General features: G+C 72.3%; 24 protein-coding genes. 11 read left to right on the forward strand and 13 right to left on the reverse strand.

Annotation, left to right across the window (positions count from 1 at the left end):
* Nucleotides 1-148: 148 nt before the first annotated feature.
* Nucleotides 149-1,012, reverse strand: coding sequence for a menaquinone biosynthetic enzyme MqnA/MqnD family protein (locus tag ACIA6C_RS09665; protein ID WP_399274048.1), 864 nt, complete (start codon nucleotides 1,010-1,012; stop codon nucleotides 149-151).
* A gap of 237 nt (nucleotides 1,013-1,249) precedes the next feature.
* Here ACIA6C_RS09665 and ACIA6C_RS09670 point away from each other — a divergent pair, with 237 nt between their 5' ends.
* Nucleotides 1,250-1,453: a cold-shock protein gene (locus ACIA6C_RS09670; RefSeq protein WP_007265804.1), complete on the forward strand. Its 204-nt coding sequence runs from the start codon at nucleotides 1,250-1,252 to the stop codon at nucleotides 1,451-1,453.
* Nucleotides 1,454-1,669: 216 nt separating this feature from the next.
* Here ACIA6C_RS09670 and ACIA6C_RS09675 read toward each other — a convergent pair whose 3' ends face one another.
* Nucleotides 1,670-3,379: a lytic murein transglycosylase gene (locus tag ACIA6C_RS09675; RefSeq protein WP_399274050.1), complete on the reverse strand. Its 1,710-nt coding sequence runs from the start codon at nucleotides 3,377-3,379 to the stop codon at nucleotides 1,670-1,672.
* Between the two features lie 483 nt (nucleotides 3,380-3,862).
* Between ACIA6C_RS09675 and ACIA6C_RS09680 the strand changes: the two genes are divergently transcribed.
* The 10 genes from ACIA6C_RS09680 (at nucleotide 3,863) to ACIA6C_RS09725 (ending at nucleotide 13,523) form a co-directional block, all read left to right on the forward strand.
* Complete coding sequence (locus ACIA6C_RS09680) at nucleotides 3,863-4,195, forward strand: DUF4440 domain-containing protein (RefSeq protein ID WP_399274552.1); 333 nt, start codon at nucleotides 3,863-3,865, stop codon at nucleotides 4,193-4,195.
* A gap of 70 nt (nucleotides 4,196-4,265) precedes the next feature.
* A complete protein-coding gene (locus ACIA6C_RS09685; RefSeq protein ID WP_399274052.1) occupies nucleotides 4,266-5,087 on the forward strand; it encodes a heavy metal-binding domain-containing protein in 822 nt (273 codons plus the stop codon).
* Between the two features lies 1 nt (nucleotide 5,088).
* Nucleotides 5,089-5,907 carry a heavy metal-binding domain-containing protein gene (locus tag ACIA6C_RS09690; RefSeq protein WP_399274054.1) on the forward strand — a complete coding sequence of 273 codons (819 nt, stop codon included), beginning with the start codon at nucleotides 5,089-5,091 and terminating at the stop codon, nucleotides 5,905-5,907.
* Nucleotides 5,900-6,292, forward strand: a complete 393-nt coding sequence (locus ACIA6C_RS09695) for a hypothetical protein (protein ID WP_399274056.1) — start codon at nucleotides 5,900-5,902, stop codon at nucleotides 6,290-6,292. Before ACIA6C_RS09690 ends, ACIA6C_RS09695 begins: the two co-directional genes overlap by 8 nt.
* Nucleotides 6,293-6,393: 101 nt before the next feature.
* The gene (locus ACIA6C_RS09700) at nucleotides 6,394-7,176 is read left to right on the forward strand and encodes an SDR family oxidoreductase (RefSeq protein ID WP_399274058.1); all 783 of its coding nucleotides are present in this window, start codon (nucleotides 6,394-6,396) and stop codon (nucleotides 7,174-7,176) included.
* A 40-nt stretch (nucleotides 7,177-7,216) separates the two neighbouring features.
* Nucleotides 7,217-9,793 (forward strand): bifunctional FO biosynthesis protein CofGH, encoded by a 2,577-nt coding sequence (locus ACIA6C_RS09705; RefSeq protein ID WP_399274060.1) that lies wholly within the window; start codon nucleotides 7,217-7,219, stop codon nucleotides 9,791-9,793.
* A 155-nt stretch (nucleotides 9,794-9,948) separates the two neighbouring features.
* Nucleotides 9,949-10,371, forward strand: coding sequence for a ribonuclease domain-containing protein (locus ACIA6C_RS09710; RefSeq protein ID WP_399274062.1), 423 nt, complete (start codon nucleotides 9,949-9,951; stop codon nucleotides 10,369-10,371).
* 199 nt (nucleotides 10,372-10,570) lie between these two features.
* A complete protein-coding gene (locus ACIA6C_RS09715; RefSeq protein WP_399274064.1) occupies nucleotides 10,571-11,782 on the forward strand; it encodes an ADP-ribosylglycohydrolase family protein in 1,212 nt (403 codons plus the stop codon).
* A 73-nt stretch (nucleotides 11,783-11,855) separates the two neighbouring features.
* A complete protein-coding gene (locus ACIA6C_RS09720; RefSeq protein WP_399274066.1) occupies nucleotides 11,856-12,716 on the forward strand; it encodes a TIGR03619 family F420-dependent LLM class oxidoreductase in 861 nt (286 codons plus the stop codon).
* Nucleotides 12,717-12,851: 135 nt separating this feature from the next.
* A complete protein-coding gene (locus tag ACIA6C_RS09725; protein ID WP_399274068.1) occupies nucleotides 12,852-13,523 on the forward strand; it encodes a DedA family protein in 672 nt (223 codons plus the stop codon).
* On the opposite strand, the gene ACIA6C_RS09730 is transcribed toward ACIA6C_RS09725, so the two are convergent.
* The 11 genes from ACIA6C_RS09730 to ACIA6C_RS09780 form a co-directional block, all read right to left on the reverse strand.
* Entirely contained in the window at nucleotides 13,513-14,115 is a 603-nt protein-coding gene (locus ACIA6C_RS09730) for a cysteine hydrolase family protein (protein ID WP_399274070.1), read from the reverse strand. The two genes, ACIA6C_RS09725 and ACIA6C_RS09730, sit on opposite strands and share 11 nt — an antisense overlap.
* Nucleotides 14,116-14,148: 33 nt before the next feature.
* The gene (locus tag ACIA6C_RS09735) at nucleotides 14,149-15,132 is read right to left on the reverse strand and encodes a GlxA family transcriptional regulator (protein WP_399274072.1); all 984 of its coding nucleotides are present in this window, start codon (nucleotides 15,130-15,132) and stop codon (nucleotides 14,149-14,151) included.
* Between the two features lie 68 nt (nucleotides 15,133-15,200).
* Nucleotides 15,201-15,536, reverse strand: a complete 336-nt coding sequence (locus ACIA6C_RS09740; RefSeq protein ID WP_399274074.1) for a hypothetical protein — start codon at nucleotides 15,534-15,536, stop codon at nucleotides 15,201-15,203.
* A 61-nt stretch (nucleotides 15,537-15,597) separates the two neighbouring features.
* The gene (locus ACIA6C_RS09745) at nucleotides 15,598-16,395 is read right to left on the reverse strand and encodes a DUF4239 domain-containing protein (RefSeq protein WP_399274076.1); all 798 of its coding nucleotides are present in this window, start codon (nucleotides 16,393-16,395) and stop codon (nucleotides 15,598-15,600) included.
* A 67-nt stretch (nucleotides 16,396-16,462) separates the two neighbouring features.
* Nucleotides 16,463-16,753: a hypothetical protein gene (locus ACIA6C_RS09750; RefSeq protein WP_399274077.1), complete on the reverse strand. Its 291-nt coding sequence runs from the start codon at nucleotides 16,751-16,753 to the stop codon at nucleotides 16,463-16,465.
* A gap of 140 nt (nucleotides 16,754-16,893) precedes the next feature.
* Nucleotides 16,894-18,483 carry an APC family permease gene (locus tag ACIA6C_RS09755; protein ID WP_399274079.1) on the reverse strand — a complete coding sequence of 530 codons (1,590 nt, stop codon included), beginning with the start codon at nucleotides 18,481-18,483 and terminating at the stop codon, nucleotides 16,894-16,896.
* 273 nt (nucleotides 18,484-18,756) lie between these two features.
* A complete protein-coding gene (locus tag ACIA6C_RS09760) occupies nucleotides 18,757-20,268 on the reverse strand; it encodes an aldehyde dehydrogenase family protein (protein WP_399274081.1) in 1,512 nt (503 codons plus the stop codon).
* The gene (locus ACIA6C_RS09765; RefSeq protein ID WP_399274083.1) at nucleotides 20,265-22,004 is read right to left on the reverse strand and encodes an amidohydrolase family protein; all 1,740 of its coding nucleotides are present in this window, start codon (nucleotides 22,002-22,004) and stop codon (nucleotides 20,265-20,267) included. Before ACIA6C_RS09765 ends, ACIA6C_RS09760 begins: the two co-directional genes overlap by 4 nt.
* A gap of 142 nt (nucleotides 22,005-22,146) precedes the next feature.
* A complete protein-coding gene (locus ACIA6C_RS09770; protein WP_190183583.1) occupies nucleotides 22,147-23,268 on the reverse strand; it encodes an LLM class flavin-dependent oxidoreductase in 1,122 nt (373 codons plus the stop codon).
* A gap of 200 nt (nucleotides 23,269-23,468) precedes the next feature.
* Nucleotides 23,469-24,350 (reverse strand): SDR family NAD(P)-dependent oxidoreductase, encoded by an 882-nt coding sequence (locus ACIA6C_RS09775; RefSeq protein ID WP_399274085.1) that lies wholly within the window; start codon nucleotides 24,348-24,350, stop codon nucleotides 23,469-23,471.
* A 37-nt stretch (nucleotides 24,351-24,387) separates the two neighbouring features.
* A complete protein-coding gene (locus tag ACIA6C_RS09780; RefSeq protein WP_399274087.1) occupies nucleotides 24,388-25,335 on the reverse strand; it encodes an LLM class F420-dependent oxidoreductase in 948 nt (315 codons plus the stop codon).
* Between the last annotated feature and the right edge of the window lie 178 nt (nucleotides 25,336-25,513).

Below are 25,513 nucleotides of genomic sequence, written 5' to 3' on the forward strand. Positions count from 1 at the left end.
GCCGCCCTTCGTCCGCCGGCCCCCGAAAGTGAAAGGGGAACGAATTCCCGGGAAACGGGCCATTCGCCATTCCCCGTTCCGCGATACGGAAAGGGATCGCTCACGCGTTCCCCCGCCCCTCCGGTTCGGGTCGCGGATATAAGCCCCGCTAATGCCCCGGCGCGGCCGCGGCCAGCAGTTCCACCGCCACGTCCGCCGCGTACCCCGAGGCGGAGCCGGTCCGGCGGGCGAATTCACGCACGCCGGCCAGCTGGTCCGGGCCGAAGCGGAAGTCGAGGGTGGTGAAGTACCGCTCCAGGAGCTCGGCGTCGAAGGCCTCCCAGCGCGCCGCCTGCTCGGCCACCTTGGTGACCTCCTCCAGGGAGACGTCCCGGGAGGCGAGGAAGGCCTCGTGGACCTTGCGCACGACGACGGGCTCGCGGGCGAGGTAGTCCTTGCGAGCGGCCCAGACGGCGAAGACGAACGGCAGCCCGGTCCACTCCTTCCACATCAGCCCCAGGTCGTGCACGGCCAGGCCGAGCCGGGGGGCGTCGTGCAGCGAAGCGCGCAGCGCGGCGTCCCCGATCAGGACCGCCGCCTCGGCCTCCTGCATCATCAGCCCCAGGTCAGGGGGGCAGGTGTAGTAGTCGGGCCGGACTCCGTACTGCTCGGCGAGGAGCAGCTGGGCGAGGCGGACGGAGGTCCGGGAGGTCGATCCGAGGGCCACCCGGGCGCCGTCGAGCTGGTCCAGGGGGACCTGCGAGACGATCACGCAGGACATGACGGGGCCGTCGCAGCCGACGGCGAGGTCGGGGAAGGCGACGAGCTGGTCGGCGTTGCGCAGGAACTCCACGAGGGTGATCGGCGCGATGTCCAGGTCCCCCTGGACGAGCCGTTCGCTCAGCTTCTCCGGGGTGTCCTTCGTCAGCTCCAGGTCCAGCAGCGTGCCGGTTCTGGCCAGCCCCCAGTAGAGGGGAAGGCAGTTCAGGAACTGGATGTGGCCGACTCGGGGCCGGCTGCGATAGACGTCCACATCGCGAGACTAGCCCCCGGGGTCCCGTCAGCCTTCGGGCGGGTCTCAAACGTCCGAGTGACGTGATCTTTCCCTCTGGTCTCGGCCGCAGGGTGCGTGCTAGGCTCGACGCAAGTTGCAGTTTGGTTTCCCTTGCAGTACGAGGCCTGCGGAGAATGTGACCCGCAGGCTTTTGTAGTTTTCAGACTTCTTAGCAGGTTCTGGAGCAGGGCGACCCTTTGGCCCATAGGAGGGCTCATGGCTACCGGAACCGTGAAGTGGTTCAACGCTGAAAAGGGCTTCGGCTTCATCGCCCAGGACGGCGGCGGCCCGGATGTCTTCGTCCACTACTCCGCGATCAACGCCTCTGGCTTCCGCTCCCTGGAGGAGAACCAGCAGGTCAACTTCGACGTCACGCAGGGTCCGAAGGGCCCGCAGGCGGAGAACGTCACCCCGGCCTAGTCGCCTGGCCGACCGGATCGCGGTTGGATTAGCTGATAGCAGTACCCAAGGAGCCCTGCCTCCTCCGTGCGAGCGGAGGTGGCGGGGCTCCTGCCTTTCGTGCGGGTTCCGGCGCAGCTTGGGCGGGTGCGGCGCATGGAGCGCCCCCCGCACCTGCGTACGGTGCCGGGGGCGTCGCTCTGCTCTACGGCTCTACGGGTTCCGGTGCGGGTTCCCCTACCGCTTGGTGGCCGTGGCGGTGGGGGTCGGGGCGGTGGGGGTGGGGGCCGTGGGGGCGGTGGGCGTCGGGGTGGGGTCGGGCGTCGCCGGAGCGGTGATCTTGAGCTCCAGGAGCAGCTCGACCTTCTCCGGCGTGACGACCCGGAGGACGTACGTACCCGGTTCCACGTCGGTGGTGAACAGCTCCGGCAGGGTGATCTTGCCGTCGGCGCCGCTCGGGGCGAGGTCCAGGGTGAACAGCTTCTTGCCGTCCTGGCCCTTGAAGTACGGACCGGTCGCCTTGGCCGGGTCCACCGGGACCCACACGCCGGCGGCGTCCTTCACGACCAGGCCCGCGCTGGTCTTCGTACCGGCGACCGGCAGGCCCTGGTACGAGGCGACCAGCTGGAAGTCCTTGACGCCGGTGCCGACGACGGCCTCCAGCGGCTTCGTACCGTGGTCGGCCCGCACCAGCAGGTCCGCGACCGGCTTCGCGGTGACGGTGCCCTTGAGCACCACCGTGAAGTTGTCGGCGTCGTAGGCCGAGGCGCGGAAGGAGAAGGTGCCGTCCTTCGGCCCGGCGGTGAGCCCGGGCACGGCGGCGAAGCCCTGGGCGTCGGTGAGGACGACGGCGTTGTCCTTCTTGTCCGCCTGGAAGACCGTGCCGCCGGTGGTGTCCGCCTCGACGGCGAACACGACCTTCTGCCCGACGGCCGGCTTGCCGTCGGAGAGCACCGCCTTGAACTTGGCGCCCGGGGTCAACGCGGCCCCGGTCTCGGCCTTGAGCTCCGGATCGCCGACCAGCTCGAACTTGGCCAGCCGGGGGGCCGTCGGCTTCGGCTTCTCGGGCTGGGCCGGCGGCTTGGGCGACGAGGGCTTGGGGGCGGACGGCTGGGGCGCCGGGGGGTGCGGGGTGGGCAGGGGGGCAGTGACCGGGGGCGTCGGGTAGTTGCCCGCGGGCGGGTTCGGCACCTCGGCCACGCCGCCCTCCTTGTACTGGCGCATGTACCCGAGTACGGAATTCACGTAGTCGCGGGAGTTGTTGTAGCTGAGGATCGCCTGGTCGAGCTTGGCCGGGTCGGAGAGGTCCCGGTCGCCCGCGCAGAGGTAGAGGCCGGCGCCCAGCGCCGCGTCGTAGATGTTGTTCGGGTCGCGCCGGCCGTCGCCGTTGCCGTCGGCGCCCCACGTCTTCCAGGTGGACGGGATGAACTGGAGCGGCCCGACGGCGCGGTCGTACTCGGTGTCCGCGTCCCACTCGCCCTTGTCGGTGTCCTTGATCTCCGCGTAGCCGTTGCCGTCGAGGCGGGGGCCGCGGATCGGCTTCTCGGTGGAACCGTCGGACTTGAGCCCGTAGCCGGAGGCGTGCACGGACTCGACCCTGCCTATGCCCGCGACCAGTTCCCAGGGCAGGTTGCAGTGCGGCAGCGCGGCGGCAACCGACACCGCGGCCCGCTTGTAGGCGTCGAGCGCCGTCCCGGGTATGCCGCTGCCCCCCTCGGGCGCGACGGCTCCGGGCGGCGCGGGCGGGTCGGCGACCAGTCCGGGCAGATCCAGCCGGGCGTCACCGCGGTCGGTGGCCTGCGGGCTGTCGGGCGTGGGCTCGGACTCCCCCGCCCCGGCGGTGGGCGTGTTGGTCACCACCGCGGCGGTGGTCAGGCTGGCCGCGAGTGCGGCCGTGCACAGGACTTTGCGCGAAGTGTTGACTACGTGGCGGTGAAGCGGCTTCACAGTGCGGCGATCCCCCCAAGGCGGCCGGCAGGACGTGTGGCTGGTCGAGCCGTGAATATTCTGTCTATCAGGTCTTCGGCCGCGACTCGCCGTCGGCCTGGCAGATATGACACGCCATTCGTCTCACCTTCGTCAGATGTTCGACGGTGGGCGGGGCATGGGGGGTGGCGCGGGGAGCGGTTTGGGCGGGTTGCCCGCGTGGGGGCGGCTGGGGGGCTTTGGGGGGTGTGTGGGGGACGGCTCCTGCCGGTGCCGGGCCGGCTTCTGACCCCCTGGGGGGTGGGTACCGTCCCCGGGGTCTCGGGGGAGGGGCGGAGGCAGTGGGACGGGGTGGAGGCGGAGCCCGCTGGCCTCATCCGGTGTCCGACGCGCCGCCGTCGGCTGGGCGAAGCCGCCCACGGCGAGGGCGGCCCGCTGTACGAAGATGGCGGGGTGGATGACTCAGACGAGGTGGGCGCGGCGATCGCGGGCGAGTTGCGGTTGATGGAACCCGGGGTGCGCACGTCCCGGGCGCTCGTACGCCGGCTCCTCGACCCGGAGTTCGTGGAGGTCGGCGCGTCGGGGCGGCGTTGGACGTATGACGAGATGCTGGCGGCACTGCCCGAGATGGAAGGGGCGGCCGAGGACGGGCCGCGCTACGAGCCGTCGGAGATGGCCGGTGCCGTACTGGCCCCCGGGCTGGTGCAGCTCACCTACACGACCGTGATCGATGGACAGCGGGCCCGGCGGAGCTCGCTCTGGCGGCGGCACGCCGAGGACGACACCTGGCGCATGTACTACCACCAGGCGACCCCCGTTCCGCCCGAGGTCGGTTGATCTCCGTTTCGTCGAGCCCCGCGATGACATACGCTGCCGCACGACAGTTCGAGGGCGAGCCGAGGGGTCGATGACACAGCAGATCGGCGGTACCTGGGACTCGGCGCTGTCGGCGGAGGAGTTCACGGCGGTCAAGGCCGTCGGGTTCGATCCGGTCGGGCTGGTGCTCGGCACGGCCGTCTACAACATCGGGTACAGCGGTCTCTGGGGCTGCCCGGGCGCGTGGTCGGTCACCGGCGGCGCCAAGGTGCCCGCCTCGAAGTGGACGTCATCCTTATCGCCGCTGGTGAGCGCGATGTACGCGGCCCGCAAGCTGGCGCTGGCCCGCGCGGTGACCGAGTGCCGCGCCCTCGGTGGCGACGGGATCGTCGGCGTGCGGCTGCACGTCGCCGGGTTCCAGGCGGAGAGTGTGGAGTTCACCGCGCTCGGTACCGCGGTCCGCGCCCGTTCCCGCGTCCGGCCGCCCCAGCCCTTCACCTCGCACCTGAGCGGCCAGGACTTCGCCAAGCTCCTGGACGCCGGATGGGTTCCCACCGGTCTCGCCTTCGGCATCGCCCTCGACACCCGGCACGACGACTGGCGCACTTCCCGCCGGGTCCGCTGGACCGCCGGCAACCAGGAGGTCGACGGCCATACCCTGCTGATCAACCAAGTCCGCCGGGAGGCCCGGGACCAACTGGCCGTCGAGGCGGCCAAGCACGGCGGCGACGGGGTGGTGGCGGACGAGGTGCGGTTGCGCGTGAGCGAGAACGAGTGCCCCACGTACGGGTACTCGCGCGACCTCACGGCCGAGGCCGTCCTCCTCGGAACCGCCATCGCCCGGTTCGGCCGCTCGGAGCGGCCCGCCGGTCCCGGACCACTGACCATCATGAGACTGGAGCGCGAGCGCTGACATGACCGAGCGAACGGTGTCCGAGGACGCGATGCGGCGGCTCGCGCAGCTCCGGCCGGGGAAGAAGGGTTCGCTCTTCACCTCGGACCTGACGGTGAATGAGTTCCTGCTGGTACGGGAGGCCGGATTCCGCCCGCTCGGCCTGGTCCTCGGCTCCTCCGTCTACCACGTGGGGATCCAGCTCGGCCGGTGGTCGAAGAACCAGGAACTGACCAAGCTGTCACAGGCCATGTACCACGCGCGCGACCTGGCGATGAGCCGGATGGAGGCGGAGGCGGGCGCGCTTGGCGCCGACGGGGTCGTCGGGGTGCGGCTGGACATCCAGTTCAAGGAGTTCGGCTCGGACATCGCCGAGTTCATCGCGGTCGGCACGGCGGTGAAGGCGGACGGGGCGGACCCGGGGCCGGGCGGGACCTGGCTCAACAACAAGGGCAAGCCGTTCACGTCGGACCTGTCCGGCCAGGATTTCTGGACGCTGATACGGGCCGGATACGCGCCGCTGGACATGGTCATGGGGTCCTGCGTCTACCACGTGGCGCACCAGCGCTTCGCCCAGGTGCTCAGCACCACGGGCCGCAACGTCGAGATCGAGCAGTTCACCCAGGCCCTCTACGACGCACGCGAGCTGGCGATGAGCCGCATGCAAGCGGAAGGGCAGGCCCTGGAGGCCGAGGGGATCGTGGCGGTCCGGTTGAGGCAGCACTCGCACACCTGGGGCGCGCACACCACGGAGTTCTTCGCGATCGGCACGGCGGTGCGCCCGCTTCGCGACGACCACGTCATCGAGCGACCGACCATGGTGCTGGGGCTCGATGCCTGAGATGGACGTGGAACTGCTGGCCGCCGCGCTGCGGCGGGACAGCGCGGACCTGAACCTCTACGCCGAGGTACTGTCGGCGACCCTGGCGGACTCGTTGCCGGCCGGGGCCGTACGGGTCAAGCGCAGGCGCTCCGTCGTGGAACGGATGGCCGGGCGAGGGGGTTCGGTCGCCGAACTGGACGTCGCGCTCGGGGAGCAGCGGCTGTCCTTGCGGGTGGACCGGGGCCGAGTGGTGGGGGAGGTCTGCCACGAGGTGCGGGGCGTCGTGCTGTCGCGGCGGCCGGTGACCCTTGAGGAGTGGATCGGCGCCCTCGCGCGGGCGCTGGCCGAGGCCGCGGCATCGAACGCCCGGGCTCGCGAGGCCGTCGAGCGCTTCCTGGCCTGACCGGCGCTCCGGCGCTCCGTCCGGAAGCCCACGCCTGCGCCTTCCCATACGGGGGCGGCAGGCCTAGTCTGACGAGCCGTCAGATAGGCAGAGGAGGGGTCATGCTGCTTCGCGGGAAGACCGTCGTCGTCTCCGGGGTCGGGGCCGGGCTCGGGCATCAGGTGGGGGCCGCCGTCGTGCGGGACGGGGGCAACGCCGTGCTCGGGGCACGGACGGAGGCGAACCTCGTCAAGGCCGCCGCCGAGATCGACCCCGACGGCGCGCACACCGCCCACCGCCCCACCGACATCACCGACGAGGCGCAGTGCGAGGCCCTCGCCGCCCTCGCCGTGGAGCGGTTCGGCGGCATCGACGCCGTCGTGCACGTCGCCGCCTGGGACTCGTACTTCGGCGGCCTCGAAGACGCCGACTTCGGCACCTGGCAGCAGGTCATCGACGTCAACCTCCTCGGCACCCTGCGCATGACCCGGGCCTGCCTGCCCGCGCTCAAGCGGGCCGGCGGGTCCGTCGTCATCATCGGCACCCAGTCCGCCGTGGCCTCCCCCACCCAGGTGCAACAGGCCGCGTATGCCGCGTCCAAAGGGGCGCTGACCTCCGCCATGTACTCCATGGCGCGGGAGCTCGGCCCCCACCGGATCCGCGTCAACACCGTGCTGCCGGGGTGGATGTGGGGGCCGCCCGTGCAGGCCTTCGTGACGTTCACCGCGCACTCCGAGGGCGTGCCGGAGGCCGACGTTCGGGCCCGGCTCACCGACCGCATGGCGCTGCCGGACCTCGCCACGGACCGGGACGTCGCGGACGCCGCCGTCTTCTTCGCCTCCGACCGCGCGCGGGCCATAACCGGCCAGTCGCTGCTGGTCAACGCCGGGGAGCTGATGCGATGACGCTCCCCCGGCCCGGCCGACCGGATCGTATGCTCGGCGCATGACCACTGCGAGTGACGCCCCGACCGACAACGCGATGCGCCGCGCGCTCCGGCGGGCCCGGGACGGCGTCGCGCTCGACGCGACCGAGGCGGCCGTGCTCCTCCAGGCACGCGGTGAGGCCCTGGCGGACCTCGCCGCCTCCGCCGCCCGGGTCCGCGACGCCGGTCTCGCCGCGGCCGGCCGGCCGGGCGTGATCACCTACTCGAAGAGCGTGTTCATCCCCCTCACCCGCCTGTGCCGCGACAAGTGCCACTACTGCACCTTCGCGACGGTCCCCGGCAAGCTCCGCCGGGCCGGTCACGGGATGTACATGTCGCCGGACGAGGTCCTCGACATCGCCCGCCGCGGCGCCGCGCTCGGCTGCAAGGAAGCGCTCATCACCCTCGGCGACAAGCCCGAGGACCGCTGGCCCGAGGCGCGCGAGTGGCTGGAGGCGCACGGCTACGACGACACCATCTCTTACGTACGGGCCATCTCGATCCGCATCCTGGAGGAGACGGGTCTCCTCCCCCACCTCAACCCGGGCGTCATGTCCTGGGCCGACTTCCAGCGCCTCAAGCCGGTCGCCCCGTCGATGGGGATGATGCTGGAGACCACCGCCACCCGCCTGTGGTCCGAGCCGGGCGGCCCGCACCACGGTTCGCCCGACAAGGAGCCGGCGGTCCGGCTGCGCGTCCTGGAGGACGCCGGGCGCTCCTCCGTCCCCTTCACCTCCGGCCTGCTCATCGGCATCGGCGAGACGTACGAGGAGCGCGCGGAGTCGCTGTTCGCGCTGCGCCGCGTCTCGCGCGCCTACCACGGCATCCAGGAACTGATCATCCAGAACTTCCGCGCCAAGCCGGACACGGCGATGCGCGGCATGCCGGATGCGGAGCTGGACGACCTCGTGGCGACGGTCGCCGTCGCCCGGCACATCATGGGCCCCTCGGCCTGCCTCCAGGCTCCGCCCAACCTGGTCGACGGGGAGTACGCGCGGCTGATCGGCGCCGGCATCGACGACTGGGGCGGCGTCTCGCCGCTGACGCCCGACCACGTCAACCCCGAGCGGCCCTGGCCCCAGATCGACCTGCTGGCCGAGCAGTCGGCGGCCGCAGGCTTCGAGCTCCGCGAACGGCTGTGCGTGTACCCGGAGTTCGTGCAGCGCGGCGAGCCGTGGCTGGACCCGCGCCTGCTGCCGCACGTACGGGCGCTCGCCGATCCCCGGACCGGGCTCGCGGACGAAGCCGCCGAGGTGACGGGCCACCCGTGGCAGGAACCGGACGAGAGCTTCGCCTCCTACGGGCGCACCGACCTGCACGCCACCATCGACACCGAGGGGCGTACGGGCGACCGGCGCGAGGACTTCGACCTCGTCTACGGCGACTGGGAGGCCCTGCGCGAGGCCGCCGCGCCCGGCATGGTGCCCGAGCGGATCGACACGGACGTGCGGGCGGCGCTCGCGCAGGCGGCCGACGACCCGACGAAGCTGACCGACGGGCAGGCGCTGGCACTGCTGCACGCCGACGGGCCCGCGCTGGACGCGCTGTGCCGGATCGCGGACGACCTGCGCAGGTCGGTGGTGGGCGACGACGTCACGTACATCGTCACGCGGAACATCAACTTCACCAACGTCTGCTACACCGGCTGTCGGTTCTGCGCGTTCGCGCAGCGCCGCACCGACGCGGACGCGTACACGCTCTCGCTGGGCCAGGTCGCGGACAGGGCAGCGCAGGCGTGGGACGTCGGCGCGGTCGAGGTGTGCATGCAGGGCGGCATCCACCCCGACCTGCCCGGGACGGCGTACTTCGACATCGCGCGGGCGGTGAAGGAGCGGGTGCCGGGCATGCACGTCCACGCGTTCTCGCCGATGGAGGTGGTCAACGGCGCCACGCGGACGGGGATGTCCGTACGGGAGTGGCTGACGGCCGCCAAGGAGGCCGGGCTGGACTCGATACCGGGTACGGCGGCGGAGATCCTGGACGACGAGGTCCGCTGGGTGCTGACCAAGGGGAAGCTGCCGACGGCCGACTGGATCGACGTGATCACGACGGCGCACGAGCTGGGCATCCGCTCGTCGTCCACGATGATGTACGGGCACGTGGACCAGCCCCGCCACTGGCTCGGGCACCTGCGCACACTGGCCCGGATCCAGCAGCGGACCGGCGGCTTCACGGAGTTCGTGACGCTGCCGTTCATCCACACCAACGCGCCCGTGTACCTGGCGGGCATCGCCCGGCCCGGGCCGACGGTGCGCGACAACCGGGCGGTGACGGCGATGGCCCGGATCCTGCTGCACCCGCACATCACCAACATCCAGACGAGCTGGGTGAAGCTGGGCGCGGAGGGCGCGGCGGAGATGCTCCGCTCGGGCGCCAACGACCTGGGCGGCACGCTGATGGAGGAGACCATCTCGCGGATGGCGGGCTCCTCCTACGGCTCGTACAAGTCCGTCCGGGACCTGGTCGCGGTCGCGGCGGCCGCCGGGCGGCCGGCGAAGCCCCGTACGACCCTGTACGGCGAGGTGCCGCAGGAGCGCCGGCTCGCGGCGCAGGCCTCGGACGGGCACCTGCCGGAGCTGCTGCCGCTGGTGGACTGAGGGCTCCCCCGGGGGACTGCGGGCGGCGCCGGGTTGCCGACGGCTTACGGCCGGGCGGCGGCCCGGTTCCGCCGGCCACGAGGTGGGTGAACAGGTGGGGAACACACGCCGGTTGGCATTCCGGCCGCCGGTCTACGCGCGTCAGCATGGCCGGCATGAGGATCTCCCCACGCATCGCAGCCCTCGGCGCGGCCACCGCCTTCGCCGCCGCCCTCCTCGCTGGCCCGGCCGCATCCGCCGCGCCCATCGCCCCCGTCACCTCCGTCACCTCCGTGTCCGCCTCCGTCGCCTCGGTCGGCCGGATCTGTTACTCCGCGCTGCCCTCGCAGGCGGACGACACCCTCGACCTCATCGACCAGGGCGGCCCGTTCCCGTACTCCCAGGACGGCGTCGTCTTCCAGAACCGCGAGGGCCTGCTGCCCGGCCGCACCACCGGGTACTACCACGAGTACACGGTCATCACCCCGGGCTCCCCGACCCGTGGCGCCCGGCGCATCATCACCGGGCAGCAGACCGCCGAGGACTACTACACGGCGGACCACTACGCCTCGTTCCGCCGGGTCGACTTCGCCTGCTGACGCCGCTCGCCCGTGCCGCACCGCACTCCGGCACACGGACGCCCCTCGACCGGTCGTCGACCGGTCGGGGGGCAAGGACGGCCTGAACTGTTCGGATTCCGGCCGTTCTCCGACCACTTCTGCCCGACGTGACTCATACCCTCCGGGTTCGACCGAACCTGTCCACTACAGTGCGCGCCAAAGCCTGGGGGGAAACAGCATGGACACGAGCACGGCGACGCCTACGGCCCTTCCGGACGCGGCGGCTCCCGCGGGCACCGGCGCACGCCCGGCCGCACCCGCCGTCACATCGGGCGCCACCTCCACCGCGCTCTGGGGCCGGGCCGAGCAGCAGGACTTCCGCAGCCGGGTCCGCGGCACCCTGCTCGGCTCCGCGATCGGGGACGCCCTCGGCGCACCCGTCGCCGGCCTGTCCCTCGACGGCATCCGCGAGACCCACGGCCTGGCCGGCCTGACCGGGCCGGCCCCCGCCTACGGACGCCGGGGCAGCGTCACCGCCTCCACGCAGCTCGTGCTCTTCACCGTCGACGGGCTGATCCGGGCCCACGTGCGCCGGGACACGGGCGGCTGGCACCCGCCGACCGACCTCCACCGGGCCTACCTGCGCTGGGCCGCGACCCAGCGCGACTGGGGGCCCGACGAGCGCCGCAAGGACAACGGCTGGCTCGCGCAGCAGGAGTGGCTCTACGCCCGCCGCGGCCCGGACCGCGCCTGCATGACCGGCTTCGCCGACGACATGCTCGGCACCCCGGACCAGCCGAAGAACCCCACCGCGCGGGACGCCGCCGCGACCGTCCGCTCGGCGCCCTTCGGCCTGCTGGTCGGCTGGGAACCGGCCCTCGTCCTGCAACTCGCCGTCGAGTGCGCCACGCAGAGCCACGGGCACCCCACCGCCTTCCTCTCCGCGGGGGCCTTCGCCGTCATCGTCCACGGCCTGACCCGGGGTGACTCCCTGGACGGCTCCGTCCAGCGCGCCCTCGGCCTGCTCGGCGCGCGCGCCTCGCACCAGCCGGTCACCGACGCCCTCCAGCGCGCTCTGTCGGCCGCCGCGCAGGGGGAACCGAGCCCGAAGGCGGTCGAATCGCTGTCCCCGGGGGACGGCCGCGACGCCGAGGACGCGCTGGCCGTCGCCGTGTACTGCGCCCTGGTCGCCGAGGACGTCCCGCACGGGCTGCGGCTCGCCGTCAACCACGGCGGCGACTCCACGGTCACCGGTGCCATGTGCGGGGCGCTGCTCGGGGCCCTGCACGGGGAGACGGCCCTGCCGGCCGCCTGGCTGGCCGACCTGGAGGGCCGCGCCACGATCCTGGAGCTGGCCGACGACTTCGCGCTGGAGATGACGCAGGGCCCGGCCCTGCACGGCCCCTCCGCCTCCGCGCCGGGCTGGCTGTCGCGCTACCCGCGCGGCTGACGCCGACGGGGTGTCGCCCGGGGGCGTGGGGGCCGTACGTTGGGCGTTCGACGTCTCGGAGGTGCCATCACCCATGCGGATCGCCACGACCATCTTCCTCACCGACCGCACCATCACCCCCACCCGCCTCGCCCCCATCCTGGAGGAGCGCGGCTTCTTCGGCCTCTACCTCCCCGAGCACACCCACATCCCCGTCACCCGCGACACGGCCGCGCCCATGGGCGGCGAACTCCCCGAGGAGTACGGCCGCACCCTCGACCCGTTCGTCGCGCTCGGCCAGGCCGCCGCCGTCACCGAGCGGCTCGCCCTCGGTACCGGCATCACCCTGGTCGCCCAGCACGACCCGATCGTCCTCGCGAAGCAGGCCGCCACGCTGGACCACCTCTCCGGCGGCCGCCTCACCCTCGGTGTCGGCTACGGTTGGAACGTCGAGGAGGCCGCCGACCACGGCGTCGAGTGGCGCACCCGGCGCGAACTGGTCCGGGACCGCCTGGCCCTGATGCGCGCCCTGTGGGCACCCGAACCCACCCCCTACGAGGGCGCCTTCGGCTCCGTCCGGGCCAGCCAGGCCCACCCCAAGCCGGCCCGCCCCTCCCGCGAACTGCGCCCCGGCGTCCCGCTGCACGGCCCCCGCACCCTCATCGGGGGCGCCGCCGGCCCGAAGCTCTTCGCGGCCGTCGCCGACCACGCCGACGGCTGGCTCCCCATCGGCGGCGGCGGTCTCACCGAGTCCCTGCCGGTGCTGCGCCGGGCCTGGGAGGACGCGGGCCGCGACCCGAAGGCCCTCCAGGTGGTCCCGTACGCGGTCCGCCCCACCCCGGGCAAGCTGTCGCACTACGCGGACCTCGGCATCGAGGAGGTCGTCCTGCAACTGCCGCCCGCGGCGGAGCCGGACGTGCTGCGCGTACTGGACGACTTCGCCCGGTACCTCTGACCGACACCCGTGCCGAACCCGGGCGGCCGTCCGTGGCGATCCCCTACAGTGCGGTGCACCGTCTACGGGATGGCAGTCGACCGGATGTCCCCCAACGGCCGGGTCCGCCGGCCGCGCGCATCGAGAGGTCCCCCCATGAGCGTCCCCGTCGCGAGCGACCTCGCGGTCAACCTGCTCGACGCGCATTCACTCCTCGCCGCCTTCGGTGTCGCGGGCATCGCGGTGGTGATGTTCGCGGAGACCGGCCTGCTGGTCGGGTTCTTCCTGCCCGGTGACTCCCTGCTGTTCACCGCCGGCCTGCTGTGCGCGGCCGGGACCGCGGGCGGGGACGCGAGGCTCTCGCTCCCGCTGGTACTGGCCGCCTCCGCGGCCGGCGCACTGGTGGGCGCCCAGACCGGCTACCTCATCGGGCGGCGCGCGGGCGGCGCCCTCCTGGAACGCAGCCGGTCCAGGAAGCTGCACGAAGGCGCCGAACGTGCCGAGGAGTTCCTCGCGAAGTACGGACACGCCAAGGCGATCGTGCTGGCCCGCTTCGTCCCCATCGTCCGTACGGTCCTCAACCCGCTGGCCGGGGCCCTGAACGTCCCGGCCCGCGTCTTCACCCTGTGGCAGGTCATCGGCGGCCTCGTCTGGACGGTCGGCCTGGTCCTCGCGGGGTACGCGCTCGGCTCCTCGATCCCGAACGTGGACCGGTACCTCTTGCCGATCGTCGCCCTGGTCGTCGCCGTGTCCCTGCTGCCCCTCGCCATCGAGGTGCTCCGCTCCCGGCGGGCCCGCAAGCAGCAGGACGGCACCGCTACTCCGTGAGGTCCCCGACCGTGGGCGCGACGACGCCGAACAGGTCCGCGATCGTCGTCAGTGCGGCCGTCTGCAGCGCGGCGGCCGGCAGGACGGTGCCGTCGGGGGCGGTCAGCGCACGCGTGGCGGTCGCCTCGGCGACGACCGTGGGACGGAAGCCGCGGTGGAAGGCGCCCTCGGCGGTGAAGGTGACGCACATGTGGGTCATGAACCCCGCCAGCACCAGCTCCTTGCCCGCGCCGGCCTCGTGCAGCACCTTCTCCAGTCCGGTCTCGTGGAAGGCGTTGGGGAACTGCTTGACCACCACCGGCTCACCGGCGACCGGGGCGACTTCCGCGCTGATCGCACCGGTCTCGGCGCGGATGTCGTACGGGGTGCCCTCGCCGCCGTCGTTGACGACGTGAATCACCGGAATCCCGGCCTCGCGCGCCGCCGACAGCAGCCGGGCCCCGGCCGTGACGGCCCGCTCGGCACCTTCGAGGGCCATGACGCCGCTGCGGTAGGTGTTCTGGTAGTCGATCATCACGAGGGTGGTGTCGGCGAGGCGCGGCAACCCGTTGTCGAGACCGATCACGTCGCGCAGGCTCGTGGAAGAAGGCATGGCAAAGCTCCTCGAACAGTCGATGGAATGGATTCAGAGAGTCGTACGGAAGCGACGGCGGTAGGCCGCCGGGGTGGTGCCGATCTGCTTGCGCAGCGCCCGGTGGAGCGTCTCCACCGAGCCCAGCCCGCAGGCGGCGGCGATCTGCTCCAGCGGCCGGTCGGTGCTCTCCAGCAGACGACGCGCCGCCTCCACCCGGGCGGCCTCGACGTACGCGGCGGCGGTCGTGCCGGTCTCCTGGCGGAACACCCGCGCGAAGTGCCGCTCGCTCAGACACATCCGCGCCGCGAGGGCCGCGGCGGACAGGTCGCCGTCCAGGTGGTCGGCGATGTGCATCCGCAGCTCGTCGATGTCGCGGCGGGAGGCGGGCGGGCGGCTCAACGGGACGGAGAACTGGCTCTGGCCGCCCTGCCGCTTGAGGTACATGACCAGCTGCCGCGCCACCGCCAGCGCCACCTCCTCCCCCAGGTCGTCGGCCACCAGCGCCAGCGCGAGATCCATGCAGGCGCTGATCCCGGCGCCGGTCCAGACGTTCCCGCACCGTACGAAGATGGGGTCCGGGTCGACCGTCACCGCCGGGTGGTCGGCCGCCAGCTGGGCCGCGGTCGACCAGTGGGTGGTGGCCGTCTTCCCGTCCAGCAGACCGGCCGCGGCCAGGAGGTGCGCGCCCACGCACACCGAGGCCACCCGCCGGGCCAGGGGCGCGACCCTCTCCAGCCACGCCACCACGTCCCGGTCGATCCGGGCGACCGGCCCGTCCGGGTGCGGGTCCACGGCGCCGGGCACCAGGAGCGTGTCCAGCACCCCGTCCACGTCGCCGAACGCGAGGTCCGCGACCAGGCGCACCCCCGCCGACGTGGTCACCGCACCCGCCGTCGGGCCGGCGAGTTCCACCCGGTACCCGGCCCGGCCCCCGGTCTCCCGGTTGGCGAGCGCGAACACCTCGGCCGGGCCGGTGACGTCGAGGAGGTCGACATCGGGGAAGACCGCGATGACGACACGGCGGGTGGCGGACATGCGCCCATCGTCGTCCCCGCTCCGGGGCGGCCGCAATGACGCGGTTCTGTCACATCCCGCCACGGCTCTCAGGGCGGCGGGATCGGCCCCGGGGCCCTCACCCCCACCGCCGGACGCCAAAAGCGCCCGTCAGGCAAGGCCTGACGGGCGCCGAGGTAGTAGTCCGCGTCACGGTGGAAGCCGAGCCCCGGGACGGCCTGACGCAGGTGGCCCCAGATGCCCGGCACGACGCGGTACTCACCGGCCACCATCCAGGGATCGTCCCCCAGCCCGAACAGGTGCCGTATCGCCAGGAACTGCTCCCGGGTCAGGGTGACGGACTCGACCATCTCCTCGTCGGCGCCGAACCCGGTCAGGTCCCAGACGAGGTTGTGCCCATCGGCGAATGGATAGTCGCTGCTCACGGCCTCAAGCTAGGCGGCCGCCATGCGGGCCGCACCTGCTTTTCCCGCCCCCGGCCCAGCGCTAGCCACCCGCCGGCCAGAACTGCGCCAGCGCCGCCTCCTTGTACGGGGCCGGGCTGACGCTCAGTTCCCCCGCGAACGGGCGGTCCAGGACGAGCACCAGCAGCAGGCTGAATCCGATGAGCGCCGCCACCGCCGACACGAACAGCAGCTGCATCTTCAAGCTCCGCAGCCCGAACAGGAACGTGAGCGGCAGGATCACCAGCGCTCCCCCGTACACGAGTACCTGGAGCAGAGTCGGCAGTGAGGTCTCCGCCATCGTGACCCGCGCCCGGCGCTGCGCCGCGACGTCGTTGAGGCGGTTCGCGGCCTCCTCGTAGAAGGTCTCGCTGCGCGGCCCCTGGGGTTCGTACGCCTGGAGCGCCGCGTAGAGGGCGCGCGTCTGTTCGGCGGTCGCGTCGAAGCTGGGCCTGCCCTCGTGCATCAGCGGCCACTGGACCTCGACCACGGCGTGGACGTACGAGCCCACCGCCCGGTCGATGCCGGCGCGGGCGGCCGGGGGGAACGCGTCCGCGCTGCGGACGACCAGGGCGAGGTCGGTGGCCTCGTTGGCGACGACGTTCTGGGTGTTCTCCAACTGCGTCCAGAGCGTGACGACCACGAACGCGAGGATGATCCCGTAGATCGCGCCGAACATGCCGAGGGCGACCCCGACCATCTCGTTGTGTTCACCGGCCGCCAGGTGAGGGAAGCGGCGGCGTGCGGCGAGGCTGCCGGCCACCGCGAGGGCCGTGAGGCCGCCGACCAGGAGGACGCCCAGGGTGAACGTGCTGAGGTTGTTGAGTAACCAGAGGATCATGCCCGGCCCAACGAGTGCGGCCACCCGCGGCGACGGCCGCCGCGGGCAGGACCGCCGTCCGTGCGCCTCAGCCGACCTTGGGCGCCTTCGGCAGCCCGCCCGACAGTGCCGCGCCGGTGCTCTTGACGGATCCGTCGGCCGCCTTGGCCGCGCTGCCGGCCGCCGAGGCGGTGATGCCCACCGCCGTCTTCGTGTCCTGCACGGCGTGCGCGGGGTGGTCCACGATGTCGCCGACGCGCTCGGTGATCGGGGGCCCCTGGACGGCGGGCTCGTCGGCGTGGGCGAGGGCGGGGGTGAGGGCGAGGGCCGCACCGCCGGTGAGGATGAGGGTGGCGAGGCTGCGCTTGATGGGATTCATGCCCGGCCCAACGACCCCACCGCGCCCGTGGTCACCCCCGGGCGGACCGAGCCGCCTTCCCTGCGTCGCCGCGGTCCCCGAGGTACCCGAGGTTTCCGGGGCCTCCGGGGCTTCCGGGGCTTCCGGGGTCCCCGGTCCCCTCAGTCCTCGACCACCAGCGCCGGCGTCGACTTCGTCAGGACCTCGCCCCGGAAGAAGGCGGGGCTGCGGCGTTCGGTGACCAGCATGACGACCAGGCCGAGGGCGAGCAGGCCGACGCCGATGACGAAGACGCTGCCGACCCCGAAGACGGTGGAACCGGATCCGTAGGACGGGTTCCACATGTCGGTCAGGGTCTTGCAGAAGACGCAGGCCAGCAGCAGGCCGCCCAGGACCGGGAAGACGCCCTTGAAGAACAGGTCGCGGACGGAGTCGCGCAGCTCGCGCCGGAAGTACCAGGCGCAGGCGAACGCGGTCAGCGAGTAGTAGAAGCAGATCATCAGACCGAGAGCGAAGATCGTGTCGGTCAGGACGTTCTCGCTGACCAGCGACATCACGGTGTAGAAGACGCCGGTCGCGACGCCCGCCGTGACGGTGGCGCGGCCCGGGGTCTTGAAGCGCGGGTGGACCTTGGCGTAGGAGGCGGGCAGCGCCTCGTACGTCGCCATGGCCAGGACCGTGCGGGCCACCGGGATGAAGGTGGTCTGGAGGGAGGCGGCGGCGGAGGCGAGCACGGCGACGAAGAGCAGGATGCCCAGCAGCGGCCCCATCACGGGTCCGGCGAGGGCGGCGAACACGTTGCCGGAGGTCTCCGGGTTGCCGAGGCCGAGGCCGGAGGTGCCGGAGCCGACGGCCATCTGGGCGGCGATGCCGGTGGCCAGGTAGGAGCCGACGAGGACGACCATGGCGATCAGCGAGGCGCGGCCGGGGGTCTTGGCCGAGCCGATCGTCTCCTCGTTGGCGGTGAGGCAGGTGTCCCAGCCCCAGTACATGAAGATCGAGAGGGAGAGCCCGGCGGTGAAGGCGCCCATGGACTCGACCGCGAAGGGGTTCATCCACTGCCAGGAGAAGTGCACGCCGGTGTCGAAGGCGCCGGTGTCGAAGGTTCCGGCGGAGGCCTTCTGGAAGGCCATCGCGACGAAGATCGCGAGGACGGCCAGTTGCAGGCCGACCAGCGTGTACTGGACGCCCTTGGTGGCGGTCATGCCGCGGTAGCTGATGGCGGTGGCGGCGGCGATCAGGGTGAGGCAGGTCGCGATGTGGACGAGCTTGTCGTCGTCCAGCGCGGCGATCGCGTCGTTGCCCGTGATCTGCCCGGCCAGCAGCCAGAAGTAGGAGGTGGCGACGCCGGCCAGGTTGGACAGCACGATGATCGTGGCGATCACCAGGCCCCAGCCGCACATCCAGCCGACGCGCGGGCCGAAGGCCTTCACGGTCCAGGTGAAGGAGGTGCCGCAGTCGGGGACGGCCTTGTTCAGCTCGCGGTACGCGAAGGCGACCAGCAGCATCGGGAGGAAGCCGGCGAGGAACACCGCGGGCATCTGGACGCCGACCTCGCCGGCCGTGGAGCCGAGGGTGGAGGTCAGGCAGTAGACGGGGGCGACGGTGGAGATGCCGATGACGGCGCTCCCGACGAGGCCGACGGAGCCCTTGCCGAGCCCTTTGCCGCGGACGTCGCCGTCGGCGACGCCGCCCTCCGCCGTCTCTCCCCCTGCGGCTGCCTGCGGCTGCCGAACGTCCAGCTGTGTCATGGGTCAGGACGTTAGATGGTGCGGTTTCCACATCTGGAAGGTTTAAGTCCGGATGACTGACGGCCAAATGACCTTTGATTCGATCAGAAGATGCCGTTCACACAACCGCAATACAAGGTTCGCTCAGGCATCCGTCCACACTTCACGAGGGCCCGAACAAACGCTTCCGTCATGCGGAAACCGCAGATGTGTCCGTTTTGCCCGGCCCGAAACTTTCCGGTGTGACCCGCACCTCATCCGCGCCCCGCGCCCGCGGCACCCTCGCGGCGGCCCTCACCCCGCCCACACGATCGACTGCGTCTCGCTGTAGGCGTGGAGCGCGTACGAACCGACGTCCCGCCCCACCCCCGAACGCTTGAAGCCCCCGAACGGCGCCTCCATGTTCCGCCCGATCGTGTTCACGCCCACCCCGCCCGCCCGCAGCCGCCGCGCGACCCGGAACGCGCGCGCCGGGTCCGCGGACCACACGTAGCTCAGCAGGCCGAAGTCGCTGTCGTTGGCCAGCGCCACCGCCGCGTCCTCGCCCGCGTCCCCGACGCCGTCGAACGGTACGACCACCACCACCGGGCCGAAGATCTCCTCGCGCACCACCCGCATGTCGTTCGTGCAGTCCGTGAGCAGCGTCGGAGCCACGTAGAAGCCGCGGCCGTCCCCCACCACCGGGCGCTCGCCGCCGTACGCGACCCGCGCGCCCTCCTTGCGGCCGAGTTCGACGTACGACTCCACCCGGTCCCGGTGGGCCGCCGAGATCACCGGGCCGACGACCGTGCCCCGCGCCCCCGGATCGCCCACCTTCATGAAGGCCAGGTAGCCGGTGAGCCTCTCCACCAGCTCCCGGTACACCGACCGGTGCACGATCACCCGGGTCGGGGCGGTGCAGATCTGGCCGCTGTAGAAGGAGAAGGTGGTCCCGATGCCCGCCACCGCCGCGTCGAGGTCCGCGTCCTCCAGCACCACCGCCGCGCCCTTGCCGCCCAGCTCCATCAACTGACGCTTCATCGAGCGGCCGCACACCTCGGCGATGCGCTGCCCGACCGCAGTGGAGCCGGTGAACGACACCATGTCCACGTACGGGGAGTCCACCGCCGCCTCGCCCACCTCCACGGAGGCACCCGAGACGACGTTGACGACACCCGCCGGCACCCCCGCCTCGTGGAGCGCCTGCGCCATCTTGAACACCGACAGCGGGTCCTGCGGGGCCGGCTTGACCACCACCGTGTTCCCCATGGCGAGCGCCGGGGCCACCTTGCCCGCCGGATTGGCCCAGGGGTTGTTGTACGAGGTGATGCAGGTGACCACGCCGACCGGCTGGCGCACCTCCAGCGCGCCGAGCACGGTCGCCTTCCCCATCGGGCCGGCCTCGGTGACCTGCGGCGGGAGCCCCCGCTCGACCGGTTCCAGGGCTCCCTTCGCGTAGCGCCGGAAGCGTGCCACCCCGACGCCCACCTGCATGCCGCGCGCGATGCCCGTGGGCGCGCCCGTCTCGGCCTGCGCGAGCGCCGCCCACGGCTCGTACTCCCGCTGGATGATGTCCGCGGCCCGGTCCAGGATCGCCGCCCGCTCCTCGGGCCTGGTGCGGGACCAGGCCTCGAAGGCCCCGGCCGCGGCGCGGGCCGCCTCCTCGACCTGGGTGCGCGAGGCCTCCGGGGCCAGGCCGACCACCGACTCGTCGGCCGGGTTCACCACCTCGTAGTGCCCGCCGTCGGGCTCCACCCACTCCCCGCCGATGTAGAGCCGCTGGGGCGAGGGCGGCCGGGGCGAGGGCGTCTGGGGCGCGTCCGTCATCGGGTGCTCACCGTCCTCGTGTCGCGGCCCGAGCGCAGCACGGTGCCGGGCACCGCGCCCGTCACCCGGTCGTCGCGGATGGTCTCCACGCCGTTGACGCGTACGGAGACGATCCCGACCGCCCGCGCGTCCAGCCGCGGGCTGTTGCCGGGCAGGTCGTGGACGAGCGTCGCGGGGCCCGCCTCGATGCGCTCCGGGTCGAAGAGCACCAGGTCCGCGTGGTACCCCTCGGCGATCCGACCGCGCTCGCGCAGCCCGAACAGCCGGGCCGGGTCGTCGGTGAGCATCCGTACCGCCTGCTCCAGCGGCACCAGCTTGCGGCCGCGCAGGCAGTCGCCGAGGAACCGGGTCGTGTACGGGGCCCCGCACATCCGGTCCAGGTGGGCGCCCGCATCGGAGCCGCCGAGCATCACGTCCTCGTGCTGCCAGGTCTCTGCGCGCAGCGCCCAGCTCGCCGGGTCGTTGTCGGTGGGCATGGGCCACAGGATCGTGCGCAGGTCGTCGTTGGCGCAGATCTCCACCAGGCAGTGGAAGGCGTCCTGGCCGCGCTCGGCCGCGATGTCGTTCACGACCCGGCCGGAGAGGCCCTCGTTCTCCTTGCTGTACGTGTCCCCGATGACGTAGCGGCCGAAGTTCGCGAGACGGCGGAAGACCCCGGCCTCCTTGCTGTCGGCGCGGCGCAGCATCTCGGCGCGCACGTCCGGGTCGCGGAGCCTGGCGATCCGTTCGGGGACGGGCAGTGCGAGCACCTCGCCCCAGCCGGGGATGAGGTTGAGCGCGCAGAAGGTACGGAGCGACATGTTCATGGGGGTGAGGATCGGCATGGTCAGTGCGACGATCCGGCCGCCGGCCTTGCGGGCCCGCTCGCTCGGCACCAGCTGGCGCGGCACCCGTTCGGGGACGGACGCGTCGATGGTCAGGACGTTCCAGTTCAGGGGGCGCCCGGCGGCGGCGCTCATCTCCACGAAGAGGTCGATCTCCTCGTCGGAGAACTGGTCGAGGCAGCCCGCGACGATCGCCTCCAGCTGGGTGCCCTCGTGCTCGGCGACCGCCCGGGACAGCGCGAGGAGCTCGGCGGGCAGCGCGTGCCGGGAGGCGACGGGAGCGCCGTCGCCGTCGGAGTGGGTGGAGGACTGGGTGGTGGACAGACCCCAGGCGCCGGCGTCCATGGCTTCGTGGAAGAGGTCGAGCATCTGCCGCATCTGCTCTTCGGTGGGCTGCCCGCCGATGGCGTCCTCGCCCATGACGTGCCGGCGCAGCGCGCAGTGGCCGACCATGAAACCGGCGTTGACGGCAATCCGCCCCTCCAGGGCGTCGAGGTACTCGCCGAAGGTGGACCAGGTCCAGTCGACGCCTTCCTCCAGGGCGGCCAGGGCCATCCCCTCGACCTTGCTCATCATGCGGCGCGTGTAGTCGGCGTCGTCGGGGCGGGCCGGGTTGAGGGGGGCGAGGGTGAAGCCGCAGTTGCCGCCGGCGACGGTGGTGACGCCGTGGTTCATGGAGGGGGTGGCGTACGGGTCCCAGAACAGCTGGGCGTCGTAGTGCGTGTGCGGGTCGATGAACCCGGGGGTGAGGACCAGCCCGGTGGCGTCCTCGTCGGTGCGGGCCGTCCCGGTGACGGTGCCGGGTTCGCCGATGACGACGATCCGCCCGTCCCGGATGCCGATGTCGGCGACGTACGCGGGCGCGCCCGTGCCGTCGACGACGGTGGCTCCCTTGATCAGGTGGTCGAGCATGACGCTCCTTCTTCCCGGTCCGGGGCGCGGGTACGGGCGGAGCCCGGCGCGGCCCGGGGGCCGGGCGCAGGGGCTCCGCCCGTACCCCGCGTCCCGGACGCCGGCAGGCTGGAAACGGTCGGGCAGACCGGCGGTCGGACGCTCAGACCGCCTGGCGGAAGCGGGTCGTGCGGTGGACCGGGTCGGTGTCGATGTGCGGGATCACGTGCTCGCCGATGAGCTTGATGGTCGTCATCGTGTCCTCGTAGGACACCCCGGTCGGCAGGCCGAAGGACAACTGGTCGGCGCCCGCCTGCTCCCAGCGCTTGCACTGGGCGCGCACCTCGGACGGGTCGCCGCAGATCAGTAGTTCCTCGGCGATCAGCAGCTCGATGATCTCCGCGTTGTACTCGGGCAGCGTCTCGGGCCACTGCGGGATGGCCTCGGGGCGCGGGAAGGTGTCGTGGTAGCGGAAGACCAGCGACTGGAAGCGGTTCATGTTCGCGTTGACGGCGATCTCGACGGCCTTGTCGTGGGTCTCGGCGCAGATCGCGGTGGAGGTGACCATCACGTTGTCGTTGACGAACGCGCCGATGGCCTTGGCCTCCTGGACGGCCGTCTTGTACTGCTCCAGCACCCACTCCATGTCGGAGACCTTCTGCACGCTGAAGCCGAGGACGCCCAGGCCCTTCTTGGCGGCCATCGCGTACGAGGAAGGGGACCCGGCGGCGTACCACATGGCGGGGTGGGCCTTGCCGTACGGCTTGGGGAAGATCTTGCGCGGGGGCAGCGACCAGTGCTTGCCCTGGAACCCCTCGTATTCCTCCTGGAGGAACATCTTGGGGAACTCCGCGATGGTCTCCTCCCAGATCTCCTTCGTGTGGTTCATGTCGGTGATGCCGGGCAGGAACCCGAGGATCTCGTGGCTGCCCGCGCCGCGGCCGGTGCCGAACTCGAAGCGGCCCTTGGAGAGGTGGTCGAGCATGGCGACCTTCTCGGCCACCTTGACCGGGTGGTTCACCGGGGCGAGGGGGTTGAAGATGCCGGAGCCGAGGTGGATGCGTTCCGTGGCGTGGGCGAGGTAGGCGAGGAACACCTCGTTGGCGGAGAGGTGCGAGTACTCCTCCAGGAAGTGGTGCTCGGAGGCCCAGGCGTACTTGAAGCCGGACTTGTCGGCCTGGATGACGTACTCGGTCTCCTCGATCAGCGACTTGTGCTCCGCCTCGGGGTCGACCTTGGACCGCGCCTCAGGCACGTATCCCTGCACGAAGAGCCCGAATTCCAAGGGGTTCACCGTCCTTAGTTTTCTGACGTAGCGTCAGATTCGATGAGGCCGACTGTTCCACCGCGCGCCGGGAGCGTCAATACCTGACGCATCATCAGGTAAGCCCCCGTGGGGAAGCGCCAACGCCCCGCAGCCGGGACGGAGCCGGGACGCGGCCGGGACGGGGCCAGGAGGCGGCCGGGACGGGGCCAGGAGGCGGCCTAGAGGATGCTCACCCCGGCCATCCAGCCGCCGTCGATGACGAACGGCTGACCGGTGATGTACGAGGAGTCCTCGCTGGTCAGGAAGAGGGCGAGCCTCGCGACCTCCTCCGGCCGGCCCACCCGGCCGAGCGGGACCACCCGCTTGTAGAGGTCGGCCATCGCCTCCCGGGCCTCGTCCGTCACCCCCGCCGGATCCAGCAGCCCGGGGTTGGCCATCGGGGTGTCCACGGCGCCCGGGCACATCGCGTTGACCCGGATGTTCTTCGCGGCCAGTTCCAGCGCGGCGACGCGCGTGAGTCCCAGGACGGCCGCCTTGGTGGCGGCGTACGCGCCCACGTACGCCATGCCGGTCAGGCCGGTGTAGGAGGAGGTGTTGACGATCGTCCCGCCGCCGGCCGCCTCTATCTCCGGGGCCAGCGCCTTGATGCCGAGGAAGGCACCGACCTGGTTGACCCGCACCACCTGCTCGAACTCCTCCAGCGGGGTCGCGGTCAGCTCGTTGAAACGCAGGATGCCCGCGTTGTTGACCAGGCCGTCGATCCGGCCGAAGGCCTCCTTGGCCGCGGTGACGGCGGCCGCCCAGTCCTCCTCCCGGGTGACGTCCATCCGCACGTAGCGGGCCCGGTCCTCGCCGATCTCCTTGGCGACCGCGGCGCCCTGCTCGTCCAGTACGTCCCCGAGCAGCACCTTCGCCCCCTCGGCGGCGAAGAGGCGGGCCTCCTGCTCGCCCTGGCCGCGTGCGGCGCCGGTGATGACGACGACCCGGCCCTCCAGCCTGCCGGTGCCCGCTCCCCCGCTCGCCGCCGCGGTCGTCGCCGTGCCGGTTTCCGTGCCGGTCGCCGTGCCGGTTTCCGTGCTGGTTTCCGTGCTCGTGTCCATGCCTGGGCCCCTGTCGTCCGTGGTCCGTCGTCCGTCGTCAGTCGTTGAGGTGCGGGGCGACCTCGGCCCCGAACGCGGTGATCTGGTTCGTGAGTTCGGCGCGGTCGCGGCTGCGGAAGCGGACCTGGATCTGGTCCACGCCGAGGGCCCGGTACGCGCGCAGCGACTCCGCGAGCGCCTCCGCCTTGCCCGTGAGGGTGCGGCGGCCGGTGTCCCAGGCCGGCTCTCCGACGTAGAGCGCCTCGGTGATCGCGCCGATCTCCAGCGGGCCGTCCACCCCGGCCGCCTCGCGCAGCTGCCTGATGCGGGCGATCTGCGCGGGCAGCTCGTCGCGGGGGTCGCCCTGCGGGAGCCAGCCGTCGCCGCGCACGGCTGCCCGGCGCACGGCGGCGGGCGAGGAACCGCCGACCCACACGGGGATCCGCGCCTGCGCGGGCCGGGGCAGCTGGCCGAGGTCCTTGAAGGAGAACCGCTCGCCCTCGAACTCCGGATACTCCTCGGGGCCGAGAGCCGCCCGCAGGGCGTCCAGGGTCTCGTCGAGCACGGCCCCGCGCCGCCCGAAGTCCACCCCGAGCGCCTCGAACTCCTCCGTCACGTGCCCGGCCCCGACCCCGAGGATCAGGCGGCCGCCCGAGAGGTGGTCGAGGGTGGCGTACTGCTTGGCGGTGGCCAGGGGGTGGCGCAGTCCGACGATCGCGACGTGGCTCAGCAGCCGCACGTGCTCGGTGATCCCGGCGAGGTAGGCCAGGGTGGCGACCGGGTCGTACCAGACGGTGCCCATCGGCCCGGCGAGGCGGCGCGGGATGGCCACGTGGTCGCAGGTGGCGAGGTAGCCGAAGCCGGCCCGGTCGGCGGCCCGGGCGACCTCGGCGAGGTCGGCGGCGGCGGCCGCCCCCTCCCAGGGCTCGGCGTACAGGGTGCTCTGCGACTGGACCGGGAGCTGCATCCCGTATGCCAGTCGGCCTTCCGTAAACACGCGCGCCATGCCGTGACCGCCTCGCCTTCGTGTGGGCCGTGCGTCCGCCGGTTCGTCGTACCGGCTCGGGGCATCGTCGTAGCTGACGGTTCGTCAGGCAATAGCTGCGGCGGGGCCGGATCCCGCCCCCGCGCGCTCCGGCGCGCCCTGGCGCGGGCCCGCGGGCCGGCCCTAAGGTGCGGCGCGC

It is taken from the genome of Streptomyces sp. NPDC051578 (assembly GCF_044454045.1).
In the GTDB taxonomy this organism is placed as follows: domain Bacteria; phylum Actinomycetota; class Actinomycetes; order Streptomycetales; family Streptomycetaceae; genus Streptomyces.